Source organism: Roseiflexus sp., from assembly GCF_057785375.1.
Genome location: NZ_JBYNRX010000013.1, coordinates 1 through 15,798, shown reverse-complemented (window position 1 = coordinate 15,798; position 15,798 = coordinate 1). Strand labels below are relative to the sequence as shown.

The 15,798-nt window shown below is 59.6% G+C and carries 12 protein-coding genes; 9 read left to right on the top strand and 3 right to left on the bottom strand.

The window, feature by feature from the left end:
- Position 1: 1 nt before the first annotated feature.
- Together AC3EA7_RS02475 and AC3EA7_RS02470 are read right to left on the bottom strand one after the other, a co-directional pair.
- On the bottom strand, positions 2-2,170 hold the full coding sequence (locus AC3EA7_RS02475) for an HAD-IC family P-type ATPase (RefSeq protein WP_488612443.1): 2,169 nt from the start codon (positions 2,168-2,170) through the stop codon (positions 2-4).
- Complete coding sequence (locus AC3EA7_RS02470) at positions 2,171-2,956, bottom strand: TrmB family transcriptional regulator (protein ID WP_488612442.1); 786 nt, start codon at positions 2,954-2,956, stop codon at positions 2,171-2,173.
- Positions 2,957-3,100: 144 nt separating this feature from the next.
- Between AC3EA7_RS02470 and AC3EA7_RS02465 the strand changes: the two genes are divergently transcribed.
- From AC3EA7_RS02465 to AC3EA7_RS02425, 9 genes are all read left to right on the top strand, one after another.
- Entirely contained in the window at positions 3,101-4,498 is a 1,398-nt protein-coding gene (locus tag AC3EA7_RS02465) for an alkaline phosphatase family protein (protein ID WP_488612441.1), read from the top strand.
- A gap of 8 nt (positions 4,499-4,506) precedes the next feature.
- Complete coding sequence (locus AC3EA7_RS02460) at positions 4,507-5,394, top strand: glycosyltransferase family 2 protein (RefSeq protein WP_488612440.1); 888 nt, start codon at positions 4,507-4,509, stop codon at positions 5,392-5,394.
- A complete protein-coding gene (locus tag AC3EA7_RS02455) occupies positions 5,391-6,320 on the top strand; it encodes a class I SAM-dependent methyltransferase (RefSeq protein ID WP_488612439.1) in 930 nt (309 codons plus the stop codon). The genes AC3EA7_RS02460 and AC3EA7_RS02455 overlap by 4 nt, the downstream gene beginning before the upstream one ends.
- A gap of 14 nt (positions 6,321-6,334) precedes the next feature.
- A complete protein-coding gene (locus AC3EA7_RS02450) occupies positions 6,335-7,162 on the top strand; it encodes a class I SAM-dependent methyltransferase (RefSeq protein ID WP_488612438.1) in 828 nt (275 codons plus the stop codon).
- Positions 7,159-8,619: an oligosaccharide flippase family protein gene (locus AC3EA7_RS02445; RefSeq protein ID WP_488612437.1), complete on the top strand. Its 1,461-nt coding sequence runs from the start codon at positions 7,159-7,161 to the stop codon at positions 8,617-8,619. The genes AC3EA7_RS02450 and AC3EA7_RS02445 overlap by 4 nt, the downstream gene beginning before the upstream one ends.
- Positions 8,620-8,649: 30 nt before the next feature.
- Complete coding sequence (locus AC3EA7_RS02440; RefSeq protein ID WP_488612436.1) at positions 8,650-10,308, top strand: alkaline phosphatase family protein; 1,659 nt, start codon at positions 8,650-8,652, stop codon at positions 10,306-10,308.
- A 114-nt stretch (positions 10,309-10,422) separates the two neighbouring features.
- The gene (locus AC3EA7_RS02435) at positions 10,423-11,952 is read left to right on the top strand and encodes a hypothetical protein (RefSeq protein WP_488612435.1); all 1,530 of its coding nucleotides are present in this window, start codon (positions 10,423-10,425) and stop codon (positions 11,950-11,952) included.
- Between the two features lie 177 nt (positions 11,953-12,129).
- Entirely contained in the window at positions 12,130-12,597 is a 468-nt protein-coding gene (locus tag AC3EA7_RS02430; RefSeq protein ID WP_488612434.1) for a hypothetical protein, read from the top strand.
- 15 nt (positions 12,598-12,612) lie between these two features.
- On the top strand, positions 12,613-13,455 hold the full coding sequence (locus AC3EA7_RS02425) for a class I SAM-dependent methyltransferase (protein ID WP_488612433.1): 843 nt from the start codon (positions 12,613-12,615) through the stop codon (positions 13,453-13,455).
- A 64-nt stretch (positions 13,456-13,519) separates the two neighbouring features.
- Here the strand turns inward: AC3EA7_RS02425 and AC3EA7_RS02420 are convergent, their stop codons facing one another.
- Positions 13,520-14,938: a Kelch repeat-containing protein gene (locus AC3EA7_RS02420; RefSeq protein WP_488612432.1), complete on the bottom strand. Its 1,419-nt coding sequence runs from the start codon at positions 14,936-14,938 to the stop codon at positions 13,520-13,522.
- Positions 14,939-15,798: the final 860 nt, after the last annotated feature.

Here is a 15,798-nt window from a genome sequence, read left to right as displayed (position 1 = left end):
GTTACGACATCCGTTCCGCCAGCAACCGCAGGCCATTCGCCACCACGATCAGGGTGCTGCCTTCGTGCCCGACGACGCCAAGGGGCAACGGAATGGCGCCGAACATGGCGAACACCATCAGGACTGCCATGACGGCGAAGGCGAATGCCAGGTTCTGTCGCACAATGCTGCGCGCGCGCCGCGCCAGGCGCAGCGCCCCCGGCAGGCGGCTCAGATCGTCGCTCATGAGCAGCACATCGGCGCTCTCCAGCGCCACGTCCGTGCCCGCCGCCCCCATCGCCACGCCAAGGGTCGCGCTTGCCAGCGCCGGCGCATCGTTGATGCCGTCGCCGACCATCGCAACCGGTCCATACCGCTCTTCGAGTTCGCGCAGCACGGTCACTTTCTCTTCCGGCAACAATTCAGCGCGCACTTCATCGACACCGAGCGTCTGTCCGAGCGTCTGCGCCACCCGCTGATTGTCGCCGGTCAGCAGCACCACCCGTTCGATCCCGGTTTGCTTCAGGCGCGCAACCGCTGCCGCCGCTTCAGGACGCACGGTATCGGCAATGGCGAGAATGCCCCACACAACGCGCCCGCATCCGAGCGCGACCACGGTGCGCCCCTGTTCCTGCTGCGCCGCAATCTGCGGCGCAATGTCCGGCGTCAGGTCGAACAGCGACGGACGCCCAATCGTCAACCGGCAGCCGTTGATGTTCGCAGCCGCGCCGGCGCCGGTCAGCGCCTCGAAACCGGTTGCAACCGGCGTCGGCAGCGCGCGCTCATCCGCGCCGCGCACAATGGCGCGCGCCAGCGGGTGCTCCGACGGTCGCTCGATGGCGGCTGCCAGCGCCAGCAGGCGTCGCTGGTCGGGCGAGAGTGGTCCGAGCAGGTCATCAGGAATCGGCTGCGGCGGATGGGCTGGCGCCTCCGCCTCGGCGACCGCCTGCTCCAGTTCTGCGGCTGCGCCATCGACCGGGATCACCGCCACCACACCGGGGCGTCCTGTCGTCAGCGTGCCGGTTTTGTCGAACGCCACGACCCGCACCTGCGCGGCGGCTTCCAGGTGACGCCCGCCCTTGAAGAGCACACCGCCGCGCGCCGACGCCGCCAGCGCCGAGAGGAGCGCCGCCGGAATCGAAATGACCAGCGCGCACGGCGACGCCACTACCATCAGCGTCATCGCGCGATAGAGGGTCGTGCTCAGGTCCCACCCCAGGAAGAGCAGCGGAATGATCACTGCCAGCAGCGTCAGACCGACGACCGCATAGGCGTAGTACTGCCCGATCACCCGGTCGGTAAAATCCTGACTCTTCGCCTTCTGTTCACGCGCTTCGCGCACCACCTGCACAATCCGCGCCAGCGTCGAGTGTTCCGCCGAGGCGGTGACGTGCACCTCGAGCGCTCCCTGCCCGTTGATCGTGCCGGCGAACACCTTCGCACCGGGGCGTTTCTCGACCGGCATCGACTCGCCGGTGATCGAGGCTTCGTTCAGCGCCGACTCGCCGCGCACCACCACGCCATCGGCGGGAACCTGCGCACCGGGGCGCACCAGCACCACCTCACCGACCCGCAACGTTTCGACCGGCGCACGCACGAGCGTCCCGTCGCGGTACACCTCCGCTTCCTTCGGCGTCATGTCGAGCAGCGCGCGGATCGAAGCGTGGGTGCGCCCCATAGCATACGTTTCGAGCGTACCAGAGAGCGAAAACAGGAACATCAGGATGGCGCCCTCGCGCGGCTGCCCGACAATCGCCGCACCGGCAGCCGCCACAATCATCAGAAAGTTGACGTCGAACTGCCGCTTTTTGAGCGTCTCCCACGCCTCCTGCACACTGTAGAACCCGCCGCTCGCATACGCGATGGCGTAGAGCAGCCAGGCGACCCAATGCGGCAGCGCCATGAAATCTTCGACGACCCATCCAGCAATGACCGTCGCCAGCGTCAGCGCCGTCAGACGGATCATCCAGGGCAACGCCGCAAGTTCCGCCTCTTCCGGCGTCAGCGGGCGGGTTTCAGCGGGGAGCATGCGCAGCGTCGCGCCGGCGCTACGAGCAAGCGCCTCAATATCGGCGACATTCACGCGCCCGCCGTCGTAGCGCAACGTCAGCACACGTTCCTGTTCATCGTAATGAACGGCAAGCACCCCAGGGCGGGTGCGAAGTTGTGAGATCAATTCCTGGGTTGACATTTATGCATGCTCCTGATGCTGAAGAATACGGCGATCTTCGGGATCCAGGCGCGCCAGCAGATCCGCTCCCAGGCGCGCAAAAATGCGTTGAGCGAACAATTCCATCCAGACAAACTGATGGGCGAGCGACACCAGGTTCGGGTTCGTCGTGACGGTCGCCGATGTCGTCGCGTGACCGCTGGCAATCAGGCACTCACGGTCGTCCGCCACGATAATCAACGTCTCCTCCATTTGATGCAGCGTTGTTTCGAGGTGCGGATGGCGCACCACCTGACCGAGATCGAACGGCGCCTGACCGGTCAGAATGACGCCGAGCCGAACGCCGCGCGCATGTGAAGCGGTCAACGCATCGCGCAGCGCAGCAACGTCATCGTCGGTGAGCACAAGCAGCAGCTCAGTCTGGGCGCGTTCAATCATTTCGCGGGCATAGTGTAGCGCCTCACGGCGACCGCTGAACGTCCATAGCCGCCCTTCATCGTGGCGGCGGTAGAGCGGCGCCAGGCTGCTGCGCAGATCCGCGACGTGCTGCTGCACCTGCTGCTCATACCGGTCGAGCAGGATGTCGGGCGACACGGGGCGATAAAGGGTGGCCTTCTCATCGAAGCTTTTGAGCACTGCACCGCGCGCCTCAAGCCGCCCAAGCGCCTCGTAGACCATCGAGCGTGGCACGCCGGCCAGTTTCCCGATCTGATAGCCGGTGGCCGGGTGCTCCTGCAACAGCGCCAGATAGACCTTTGCCTCGTACTCGGTAAACCCGAGCGCCGTCAATTGTGCGAGAATGTCCATAGTCGTTTACTTTCACACTAGTAGTTAGATTATAAACTACTAGTGTGGGAGGTGTCAAGAGGGCGCCGGGTATGGTTGACGTATTTTTTTTGAGTTGCTATACTTGCGTCCTGGCATTTCAGGGAATAACGCACGTGAGCAACCATGTCTTCACCTCAACGCATCCTGATCATCGGACTCGATTGTGCCGCTCCGGAATTGATATTCGATGCGTGGCGCAATGAACTGCCAGCGATTGCCGGCCTGATGCAGCGCGGCGTCTCTGCTCGCCTGGAGAGTTGCATTCCGGCGATTACCGTGCCCGCGTGGGCATGCATGATGAGCAGCCGCGATCCGGGGCAGTTGGGCATCTACGGGTTTCGTAATCGCGCCGACCAGGGTTATACGCGCATGATCACCGCCAACGCTCGTGCGATCACCGTCCCGCGGCTGTGGGATCTGCTCGGCAGAGCCGGAAAACGTGTCGGTCTGGTCGGTGTGCCCCAAACCTACCCGGTTTCATCGGTCAATGGGGATCTGGTCAGTTGTTTCCTTACACCTAATGATCAGGCGCAATTTACGTATCCGTTATCGCTCAAGCAGGACATCGCCCGCTGGGTGGAGGGCGAGTTCTTAATGGATGTTCCCAATTTTCGTTCTGAGAACAAGTCTGCCATCCTGCGGGATATTTATCGGATGGCGGAGCAACACTTCACCGTATGCAAGCGATTACTCGAGCGTAAGCGATATGATTTCTTCATGACGGTCGATATGGGGGTTGATCGGATTCACCACGCCTTCTGGAAATATATGGATCCTCACCACCCAAAACATAGTCCTGGAAGCCCGTTTGCCCAAGCGATATATGACTATTACCGCTTCATCGATGAACACATAGCCGATCTGCTGAACCTGATCGATGACCGGACAATGGTTTTGGTCGTCTCCGATCATGGCGCCAAAGCGATGATGGGAGGTTTTTGCCTGAATGAATGGCTGATTCAGGAAGGTTATCTGGCGCTGGAGCAATATCCCGAGGCGCTTGCATCGCTCGACGAGTGTCGTATCGACTGGACGCGCACACGCGCCTGGGGAGCGGGCGGATACTATGGCCGTCTGTTCCTGAATGTCGCCGGCCGCGAGCCGGAGGGCATCGTCGCTGCAGACGAGGTCGACCTGTTGCGCGACGAAATCACGGCAAAACTGGAGGCTCTGCCCGATCACACCGGGCGGATCATGGGAACGCGCGTATTTCGTCCCGAAGCGATCTACCGTGAGGTTCGCGGAGCCGCCCCTGATCTGCTGGTCTATTTCGGCGATCTGAACTGGCGTTCAGTCGGCAGCGTCGGTGGAAAGGCTCTGTATACGTTCGAGAACGACACCGGTCCTGATGATGCCAACCATGCGCAGCACGGCATTTTCATCCTGTACGATCCGCGGCGCGGCGGCGGGCGGCGGGTCGACGACATCAGCATCTATGACGTCGCTCCGACGTTACTCCATCTGCTCAACCTGGATGTGCCGCCTGAGATGATCGGAAAGGTGCGCGACCTGTGGGCCTGAGCGTCTCTGTGGTCATTCCCAGCCTGAACTCTCCGATGATCGATCAGGTATTGGCTGCGCTTCGCGTGCAGAGCGCGCCACCGGATGAGATTCTGGTCGTCGGTCTGGACGCAGCAGGGTTGGTCGAAGAAGATGCTCGGATACAGTTCATTTCAACCGGCGGGCCGGTTAGTCCTGCCTGCGCGCGAAACACTGGCGCTCGCAGAGCTCGCGGTGATATCATCTGTTACATCGACGCCGATTGCATTGCGGCGCCGGACTGGATCGAGCGCCTGCTGGAGCGCCATACTCAAGGCGCCCAGATTGTCGGGGGGAGCGTTCTGGTCGAACGAGGCAATTACTGGCAGTACTGCGATAACCTCGCTGCATTCACGCCATTCCTTTCGGTGAGCCCGCCCGGCGCTCGCCCGTATCTGCCAAGCCTCAATCTGAGCATTCGCCGCACCCTGTTGATGCAGTTCGATGGTTTTGATGAGCGGTTCCGATTTGCGTCCGGCGAAGATACCGATCTCTGCTTCCGCCTGCGGCGTGCAGGGCACACCCTCTGGTTCGAACCGCGCGCCGTGGTGGCGCATTGTCACATCCGCGCCTCGCCGGGCGATCTGTGGCGTCATCTCTACATGTATGGCAAAGTGTACGCCGAGATCTATCCACACTACCCGGACCTGCTTGGCGTCTGGCGGCGGATGCGCGCCAGCATGGCTTTTCCAGGAGCATTGCGCATCCTTGGACCGGCGTTGACCCTTGGCGACTTTGTCGAACGCCTGATACGCTGGCCCTACATATGGCGGTATCTGGACGCCGCTCCTGCATTGTTGCTGGCATCGCTAGCATGGTACCACGGGGCTGCCGCAACCCTTCAACTGCAGAACGAAACGGTTGCCGACAAGGTATGACCTCCACGCCAAAAATCCCGGCGCCAGACGAAGCGCTGCGCTTTCTCGATCAGGTGCGCATCCTGGAAGATAACGTCGATCACGATGTCCGCAATTCGGCGCCCCAGGAATTGTCGTATTATCGGCTCATTCATTTGCGTACCTGGCTGCGAGCGCTTCACCTGATCCGTCAGGCATTTCCGGTGATTGAACGGCCGTTGCGCATCCTTGAGTTAGGCGCATCGCCGTATTTTTTTACGGCATTGCTTGCTCAGCACATTCCATGCGAGATTGTCACATCAACGCTTCCGGCGCTGACATGGCCCGGCGAACCGTTGACCATTCGACCATATCCTGTTGTCATTGCGTGCGGTGACGATCGTCCATCGCTTCGATTTCAGACGTGGACCTTCAATATCGAGAAGGATGTCTTTCCCTTTACGAATGGATCGTTCGATCTCGTGTTATGCATGGAAGTGATCGAACATCTCACCTACTCCCCATCCCACACTCTGGCCGAATCGCATCGCGTGTTACGCCCTGGCGGAAAACTGCTGATCACTGTGCCAAATTACCTGCGTTCTCAGCGGATCGTGCAGATTGCGCTGGGGCGCCCTGATGATTTTCCATATGTGGGCGCCGGCATTCAGGGGCGCCACCAGCGCGAGCTGACTTATGAAGAAATGAAACTTCTGCTGGAAGCATGCAACTACCGCATCAATTATCTGGATGTCGAGATTGTATGGCCGTGGAGCCCTGCGATGACGCTGGCAGGGCGGGCATTTGCAGCGCTGCTGCATGGATTTCTACGCCTGCCGCTGGCATACGCTCGGAAACGACGCGAGTTGATCATTGCGCTGGCGACGCCGGTCGATGCGCCGCGATTGGGGTATCCCCCACAACTCTATGATGATCCAATGGCGTTTCCTCAGAACCTGCCAGTCTGAGAAGGAACCTGCCGATGGCGAGCGATGATGTGTTATCACGGTATGCGGCGATGCATCGGTCGATCCACGATCGTGCGCTTGCACTCCTCCAGAGCTGGGGAGATGCTCAGGGCCATTTCAAAGTTCTGGAAATCGGCGCCGAACCGTATGTGTTTACGTCGCGCCTTTTCGAGACATTCGACTGCGCGATCAATTGCATCAGCGCACCGCCGTATATCTGGCCCGGCGACATGCCAGCGCCCCAACAAACCTGCGCCAGTATCACTGTGAGAAACCAGACGCGCCAGGTGCCGGTAACGCTGCTCAATGTCGAACGAGACTCATTGCCCTATCCAGACGGCTATTTCGATGTGGTCCTTTGTATGGATGTCGTGCAATATCTCGGGTATCATCCCACTAGAATGTTCTACGAAGCGCGACGGGTGTTGCGCTCCGGAGGTCTCTTGTTGCTCACCATGCCCAACGGCCTGAGCATGCGTCGCCTGTTGTGGTTATTGGGAGGCATCGTGGATGCCGATCCATTTGCTGCCCGGGGAATGTACGCTCGGCGTCAACGCAGCGTTGCTCCACAAGAAATCGAAGCGCTCGTTTCGGGATGCGGGTTTGAGATCGAACGGCTCGAGTTTCTCAATCTGGCGCCATTGCCCGGCGCAACCCTGCCGCGTATGCTGGCGGTTGCAGCGCGCCTTCTCACGCGCATCGCGCTGCCGCCACTCTACCGGCGGCGTGAGTACATCGTGCTGCTGGCAACAGCATCTCGACCGCTCGGGGCGGTGTATCCCGCTGGCATCTATCATCAGGCGCGTCTCTACCCGCCATTGACTCAGGACTCGCTGAGGTGAAACACTGGGCATTACAGGCTGCACGCAACACGGTGCTTGTCGTGATCGCTGAGGTGCTGGCACGTGTTGCCAACAGTATCCTCTTCGTGTTGCTCACCCGGCATCTGGGGGAAATGGAGGCGAGCCGGTACATCCTGGGCTTTACCTTTGCCCTCTTCATGGTCCAATTCTCACTCGGCGGGATCGATCAGTTACTAACCCGTGAAGTCTCAAAAGCGCCCAACCGGGGCGGCATCATTCTCGGAACCTTTCTCTTAGCGCGATGCATCAGTTCATTGCTGCTCTACATGGCACTCATCGCGTGGATTGCCGGACCATTCGGCTACGACTCGGTCACCAATCAGATTGTCTTGATCGTTAGCGCCACATTCATTCCCGACAGCCTGACCGCCTTGTGCCAGGCATTTCTGATAGCGCGCGATCGCGTGGCGTATGTGACTTTGCTCGGCGCGTTGACCGGGGTCTTCAAACTCATTCTGGGATCCGCAGCGATCTGGCTGGGAGGCGGCGCACTGATTGCAGCCATCATCATTCTGATAACGAGCGGCATCTCTCTGCTGCTTCACATCGCTCTGATTATTGCTCGCTTCACTGGCCTGTCGATTAGCCTGGAACCAGCCTTCTTGATGGAACATGCCCGCTCTGAATGGCCGCTGCTCCTGATAGCCATCCTGACCACACTTGAAGGGACCATCGATGCCATTTTGTTGTCCCGGCATGTTGGAACGCTGGAAGTTGGCGTCTATGCTGCATCGACGCTGTTCTTGAATGCGCTGATGATTGTCCCTGCAGCATTTCGACAAATCATTCTGCCCGAGATAACGATCAGATATGCCAGCCAGCGTGAGCGAGCTTTCGATGTCTATACACAATCGGCAAGGGCGCTGCTGATGATAACCCTGCTCTTGAGCGTCTCCCTGACGGTTAACGCCGATCAGATCATCCCAATCGTCTATCGTGATCATTTTTCATCTGCTATTCCCGTCCTGCAGATACTTATCTGGTCCTTCGTATTTACAACGTTGCTCGTTCCTGGCGGGCGTCTTATGCTGGCTGCGGGACGGCAGGCGGTGTTCGTTCCGCTTCTGATAGGAAGCCTGAGCCTGAACGTCGCGCTCAATCTCTGGCTGCAACCATCGCATGGCGCGATTGGCGCCGCAATTGCGCGGGTTTCCTCGTCTGCACTGATGCTGGCGCTCTCATTTCTGTGCGTTCAGCGTCTGATCTACCGCTGGCATGTGATGCCTGCGCTGATCGGACCTCTGGCAGCAACCCTGACTATGATGGCTGTCAATGTCGGGTTGCGCTGGGTTGGTGTGCCGTGGGTCGTTGCTCTGGGCGTCAGCTGGCTGGTCTATGCCGGATTGATCGTGATCTTGCGCGCTGTCAGCGCTGCTGAGCTGCGACGCCTGCGCGAGTTGTTGCTGCAGCACATCGCACCGCTGACGCCTCCCTGACATTAGGCGACAAAACAGGATGGAAAGCGTATGTATCGTATTCTCGTCATCGGCCTCGATGCTGCCGGGCTTGATCTGATCGAACCGTGGACATCCGCCGGGTATCTGCCGAATATCGCCCGTATCCTCCATAGTGGCGCATACGCGCCGCTACGTTCGACGATACCGGTCATGTCCCCGCCTGCCTGGACGTCGATGATCACCGGTTTGAGTCCGGGAAAGCACGGAGTCTATGATTTCGTGCGTCTTTTGCCAGGCAGTTACCGGTTGTACAGCACCCGTCGCGATCAAACGACATACCGCACCATATTCGATCACGCCAGCGCGTATGGTCGCCACGTCATCGCGGTCAATATTCCCATCACCTACCCTCCGGCGCCGGTGCGCGGGGTAATGATTTCCGGCCTTGGCGCACCGCGCAATGGGCGCCTGGCGCATCCGCCCGAGTTAGAGGTTGAGTTGCGCCAGTGGGGATACCGCAGCGATATGAATGTCGCATTCGCTCCCGGAAAAGAACAGGAATGGATTGTTGATCTCCAGAATGTCACTCGTGCACAGACTGACGCCATGCTGCGGCTGCTGAAGCGCGAACCCTGGGATCTGGCAATGCTGGTCTATCGAGCAATTGACGAGGTGGAAACGTACTTCTGGCATCACATGGATCCCGGCCATCCGCAGCACGATCCGGAACAGGCAAAATTGTACGGATCGGCGATTCTCAAGGTGCACCGGTTGCTGGATGAAGAGATCGGCCGGTTGCTGAAACTCATCGATTCTGACACGGTGGTTGTCATCGCCTCGGATCATGGCGGCGGACCGGCGCACAAGGAAGTCTTTCTCAACGTCTGGCTCGAACAACAAGGGTGGCTGGTCCGGCGCCGCGGGCATCCGCTGAATGAGTGGCGCAAGCAGATGATGCGGCGCCTCCATCTGACCAGCGATCATCTGGCGCCGATGCTCGATTTCCCACTGGCATGGCGAATCCGTAATCTCATACCCCAGCGGCTCCAGCACGCACTGGTACCCGAGTCATCCGTCACTCTGGCGGATGTGGTCGACTGGTCGCGCACCCGCGCCTACAGTTTTGGGAACATTGGACAGATATACGTCAATCTTCGCGGGCGTGAACCGCAGGGCATCGTCGAGCCCGGCGCTGAGTATGAACGGTTGCTGGACGAGATTACCGAAGCGTTGTATTCGCTTGCCGACGAGGGGCAGCCGGTGGTCGACGCTGTCTATCGCGGGCGTGATCTGTATACCGGACCGTACTCGGAGTATGGACCGGATCTCAATATCATTATGCGTGGTATGGCGTATGTGACACAGTCGTGGCGTGAAGCGGCGGGAAATCAAATCTTCAGCGCCTCGGGGACGCACTATACGGGCATTCACCGTCCATTGGGCATGCTCGCAATGAGCGGGCCGCCTGTCGCCGCTTCCGGCTCATTACCAGAAGTGCACATCGTCGACGTCGCCCCGACGTTGATGTGGCTGATGGGTTTACCCATCCCCGACGATGTCGATGGGCGTCCGCTGGAAGAAATGATCCAGGATAATCGTCTGGGAGCGCCGGCGTTCGTCCATGTCGAGCAGGCGACTGGTCCCCTCGCGCCGCGCGCCACCTGGACCGATAGCGCGCAGGAGCGTGAAGTGCTGGCGCGGTTGCGTGAGCTGGGATATCTCGAATAGAAGTAGTTCCTATGGACATCTCGATTAACCCAAAAGGAGTATTGTATTTCTATTGAAGCGCGGTATGCTGTCGATGGTTATTAACCGCAGCCTTTCAGGAGAGGAGCATTGCTTATGGGAAAGCAGCTTTTCCGCATCATCACTGTTGTCACACTGCTGCTCAGCATGACTGCGATTGTCAGTGCGCAGAGCCAGCTGCCGGGCAGCGGCTGGTTCACAACCACGACAATCCAGAATGTGGACTCCAGTAATGCCAACGTGACACTGCTGGTCTTTTCAGGACAGGGACAGACCCCGCAATCCGCATCGGCGACCGTGAGCATTCCGGTTGGCCAGAATAAGGTCTTCATTCCAGGAAGCGGCCAGGCGCCCGGCGCGGGTGCGGTATTCGATGTCATCCCGGCGCTGACGGGTCCCTTCAGCGGCTCGGCAGTGGTGCTGGCAGACCGGCAGGTCGTGGCAATCGGCCAGCTGGGGAATAACGTGCCGCCTGGCTTCTCCAACCTGGGCGTAAGCGGCGGATTTGCGAACGCATTCTACCGTGGTGCGTTGACCACTGCTTCAACGATTTCGTATCCGGTGGTCAAGAACAACTGGGCGGGTAAGACGACGCTCTTCGCTATCCAGGCGGTCGGCGGCAACGTCAACTACACGGCGACGATCACCAGCAACAGTGGAGCAACGCACACCAAGACCGGTACGATCGATGCAAACCGCTCGCTCATCCTCGGTCCCGCCGATTTTACCCCGCCAATGCCGGGCGCGAACTGCGGCAGCGATGTGAACACGTCCCCATGCTTCGGTTCGATTGAGGTGAGGGCAACCGGTGGAACGCTCGCGGGTACAGCGATTGAGTATCGTGTTGGTCAGTCGCCAGCCAAGGAAGTGCAGTCGGCGGCCATGTTCACCACCAACGATGCCGCTCAGTCTCTCTTCTGCCCCACCATCAAGGCGTCGTATACGCTCGCGCAGAATCGTACGACTGGTATGACCATCGCTAACGTGACGGGCAGCCCGGTCACCGTGAATGTCGTGTTTACGGTCTCGATCGGACCGGGCGGCGCAGGCACGACTTACAACGCCAGTGCGACGATCCCGGCCAAGCGATCGGTTAACTTCTCGAAGTTCGATGGCAACCTGGGCGGCATGCCTGATGGAACGCTCGCCTCGGCTCGCGTGACCTCGAGCGCCGCCAAATCGATCATTGCCGTCGTCAACGAGTCGAACCCGGGTGGCAATCCGATCAAGTCGACCACCTACACCTGCTTCAGTGAGCAGTCCGCCTCGCAGAGAGTTGCCGCGCCGCTGGTCAAGAAGAATCTGGGTGGAAGCACGTCCGGTCCGACCGTGCAGAATGTGAACACGTCGGGCGCCTTCCAGGTGAGCGCCACGTATATCTGCGGCGGCACAACCTACACGCCATCCACTACTCCGTCGCTGCTCAGCCCGCTGCTGCGGCCAGGGCAGGCGCATACCTTCTTCAACCCGGCTGGCATTCCGGACAATGCGCTCTGTGCGGTGACGCTCGATGCCGGTCTGGGCAACAAGATCATTGCAGTCGTGCAGGAAACGTCGGACTTTGCCGGCTCGAGCCCTGCCAATCTGCTCGATACCAAGAACTACGAGGGCTTCAATCTGCCATAACCGCAGAGCGCCCATAATGACGGATGCGCAGAGGAGCAATCGATTTGCTCCTCTGCCGTTTTTCGTGTACCCTACATCGAAGTCGATAGTCTGTCCGAAGTGCGCGCGCTCTGCACCCTGCGGGGAACGATGCGTCGATGGCGCCTTCGGAGGGGCGTGAGTGGCATGGCATGTGTTATGGAACGTTTCCTGGTTTTGACCCTTTGCCTTGGCTTCCTGATATCGTGCGGACCTCAGGCTGCTGCACCTGTATCATCGCCAATAGTTGAACCTCAGGCGCCCCAAAATCCGTACCCTTATCCCTATCCTGCACCGGCGCCAGAGCCGCCCCAGGGACCGCCATTTACAATCGATGGACCGGTGACTGCGGCAGAGGGAGTGGTTGCCGGCAGTGGTCCGGCTGGCGTTCCAATCCGCATCGTCAACATCACCCGTGGCGCCGAAGAGATCGCGGCGACTACAATAGGCGCCGACGGTCGTTTTCGCACGACTATCGCTGGCAAGGCGTCGTCAGGCGATCGGATTGGCATTATGCTGGGCGATACTCGGGGCACGCAGTTCAAGCGGGAGGATTTTCTCAGCGGACCAGGATATCAGGATATTCCGTTTATCGGTGTTGTCTTCGCCAGTATTCTCGTTGAATAACTTCCAGCAAGAACGATGACAACCGGACCCGAGTCTGATGATCGCGGTCGCAATTTACCCGCTGGCGCCCGTCATTACCGGGCATTCGTCGGCCCATCGGCAACCTACGATGTGGTCGCCGCCCTTCAGTTCAGTTTATTGGTTGCGCTTGGATTGCGTGAGCATCATACGTTGCTCGATATTGGCTGCGGCTCCCTGCGGGGCGGTAAGCTGTTCATTCCTTATTTGCTCCCCGGGCATTACTATGGTATCGAGCCTGAACACTGGCTTGTTGAAGAGGGTATTTCCCGAGAACTTGGGCAAGATCTCATACGGCTGAAACAACCAGCGTTCAGCCATGACTCGTCGTTCACCCTCAGCACGTTTGGCCGCCAGTTCGATTTCATTCTGGCGCAATCGATCTTCTCGCATACGTCCAAGGCGCAGATCCACCGTTGCCTTGAGGAAGCGGGCAGGGTCATGTCCCCATCTTCGCTGTTCGTCGCCAATTATGCCATTGGTGAACAGGATTATGAGGGCGATTATTGGGTCTACCCTGGAGGCGTCACGTTTACTCCCGCGTCAATGAGCCGTTTCGGCGCTGAGCACGGTCTGACGATGGCGCCGGTCTACTGGCCCCATCCGCACGGTCTCTCCTGGTTCGTTTTCGTGCGTCCAGGAAACGAATCTGCAGTGGAGGCGCTGGCGCAGCAACCGGTGCAGTTGCAACAGGCGCTGGCTATGTGCCGCAGAAGACTGGCAGAAGTCGAGGGCCATCCGTATGTCAAACTGGGGATGTGGATCCGGCGAACACTGCGCAGATGGCTGGCTCGATCCGACGGCGTCGTTCCTCCGCCGCCATATTCCGGGTCAGGATGACGCAAATAGTCAGAACAGGGACACGGCTCCCGTGCGACCGTAACCCTGAAGGGATGCTGGAGGTTCAGTTATTGGGGACAAGGGGTAAAAATACTGTGTAAAACGCCTGATATTCGTATAAATGCTCGATAAAACCGTTCTGGTTCCTTCCTCCAGCAATGTACACTTTATTCTCGACAACCTGCATACGTGCATCTTGTAGATGGGCGTCTACAGGCAACTGGAGCGGTTCCCAGGCATCAAGATTAACGTTATAGAGCAATGCCGCTCCTTCGGCCCCTCCCCCGCCTACCGCGAAAATCCGTCCTCCTGCGGCAACCGCCGCCAGGTGACTGCGCGCTTCCGGCAGCGGCGAGCGCGTAGACCACGGAGCGCCCTGCTGTGTATCATCAGACGCCGTGTAGGTTTCGTTGAACGTGACCGGTCCATTCTCGTTTTCGCCGCCAATGATGTAGATTCGCTCCTCGATCGTTGCAGCAGCCGCGAATGCTCGTGGCTCGGCCAGCGATCTGCGCTCTGTCCATGTGTCGCTATCAGGGTTGTACTGCCATACTTCGGCACGGTATGAGGAACCGTCCCATCCGCCGAACAGGTAGATTTTGCCCTCAACGACAGCCAGCGCATAACCGCTGCGCGGACCCGGCAATGATGCAAGGGTGATCCAGCGATCGCGCCGGGGTTCATATGCTTCCATCCTGTCGCTGATGGCGCCAGATGCCAGCCGCCCGCCCGGAACGTAGAGCCGGTCACCAACGACAATGGCTTGGACGTCGGTGACGGCTGTCGGTTTGCTGCTCAGCCGTACCCAGGTGCTTGTCTGCAGGTCGAAACGGATCACGTCACTGCTTACGCCCTCGCTCGTTTCTCCTCCCATTGCATACAGGTACTGCCGTCCCTCATATGCGTAAGCAACCAGTGCGAACCCCGCCCGTGGCGATGGCAGAGGCGTGAGCGTTTTCCAGCGCGGCTCGGCAGGCGAAGGCGCGCTGCCCGGCGGTTGGACGGTGGATGCTGGCGCGATCCAACCGCTGCGTACCAGGAACACCACCGCAATGGCAATAGTAACGACGACCCCCAACACCCCTGCGAACACGGGAAGCAAATGCCGGGGGCGACGGGCAACGATCTCTGGAGTTGAATGCGCCAGCGCCGGAGAAGCGCTCGATTGAAACGCCGGGACGGCGACAACGGCCTGCTCTTCGTCGCTCTGATCCGGCGCAAGAACCTGTGAAACGCCAAAAGACGAATCTGCTTCTTTCCCGGTCGAGTCGACGTCTAGCAACCCGCTTCGCACCGCATACACGGTCGCTTCCGTCCGCGACGCGACGCCGATCTTGCCAAAGATGTTGCGCAAATGCACCTTGACCGTGTTGGCGCTGATGTTCAACTGCACTGCGATCTGCTGATTGGTGGCACCGGTGGCGACCAGGCGCAGGATTTCGCGCTCGCGCTCGCTCAGTTGTGGCAGAGTGTCATTCGACATAGGGTTGGTTCAATATTTTGCTCTGTTACTGCAAATTCCACGGTGAGCCATGATCCTCGCACGTGTGGCGTTTTCAGGCGTGAGCGGCGTCGGGGCGCCCGCAGGAGGCAGGCACGGGGGCTTGCCCCTATGCAGGTGTCGCGTTCTTCCGAGGGCGCGACGCGGTCTCTTGCGGTGAGCCTGCCGAACCGCGCCCGCACTAGCGTCCCGACACGCTTGTTTGCCCCTGCCCTTGCTCCCGCAGTGCGGGAGATGTGGACGTTGGGGCGCGGCGCCTCGCCTGTGCCGGCATTCTGATGCCTGAAACGACTGATACGACGTGGAGGCGCGCTACACATCTACACGTGGGAGCCGCCTTCTTCATAAGGAGATAAGGGCATTGGAACATGACCGCACCTTGCCCATACTCGCATCCTGATGCCTCGCGTCGGCGGTGAACCGCAAAGATGCGCTCAAAACCCCATCCCTCTGCTCTCTCATTGCCCGTTTCTCCATCATTATAGCCGATGCTTCGTGTTCATATGATGATCGATTCTTTCATGTGCCGATCTTCGTTGCGCTGCGTCGGGAATCGTATGATGGCCTTTCTTATACTAATACTCTGGCGCGGTCATTCGTACCATACTGACGGGGCGCTGCGGGCTAAAGTCCTCGCCGAGGCGCGGTTCGATCGTGCGCACTGCACGTGCAAGCCCCGTTGGGGCTGCTGACGCCGGTCGTGCGTCCTCGACCGCCGACGCGCGTTGTGGATTGTTACACCTTGCATACCAAGCGCTCGAACATCTTGTCTAACTGTTGGGTAGGCGAAGGCATTGCCTTCGCCTACCCAACTGCCATTGCACTGCGGGCGAAAACCCTCG

Coding starts and splice junctions, on each gene's coding strand:
- AC3EA7_RS02465 (WP_488612441.1), top strand. CDS start 3,101: ATGTCTTCACCTCAACGCATCCTGATCATCGGACTCGATTGTGCCGCT.
- AC3EA7_RS02420 (WP_488612432.1), bottom strand. CDS start 14,938: ATGTCGAATGACACTCTGCCACAACTGAGCGAGCGCGAGCGCGAAATC.
- AC3EA7_RS02475 (WP_488612443.1), bottom strand. CDS start 2,170: ATGTCAACCCAGGAATTGATCTCACAACTTCGCACCCGCCCTGGGGTG.
- AC3EA7_RS02425 (WP_488612433.1), top strand. CDS start 12,613: ATGACAACCGGACCCGAGTCTGATGATCGCGGTCGCAATTTACCCGCT.
- AC3EA7_RS02470 (WP_488612442.1), bottom strand. CDS start 2,956: ATGGACATTCTCGCACAATTGACGGCGCTCGGGTTTACCGAGTACGAG.
- AC3EA7_RS02440 (WP_488612436.1), top strand. CDS start 8,650: ATGTATCGTATTCTCGTCATCGGCCTCGATGCTGCCGGGCTTGATCTG.
- AC3EA7_RS02455 (WP_488612439.1), top strand. CDS start 5,391: ATGACCTCCACGCCAAAAATCCCGGCGCCAGACGAAGCGCTGCGCTTT.
- AC3EA7_RS02435 (WP_488612435.1), top strand. CDS start 10,423: ATGGGAAAGCAGCTTTTCCGCATCATCACTGTTGTCACACTGCTGCTC.
- AC3EA7_RS02450 (WP_488612438.1), top strand. CDS start 6,335: ATGGCGAGCGATGATGTGTTATCACGGTATGCGGCGATGCATCGGTCG.
- AC3EA7_RS02430 (WP_488612434.1), top strand. CDS start 12,130: ATGGAACGTTTCCTGGTTTTGACCCTTTGCCTTGGCTTCCTGATATCG.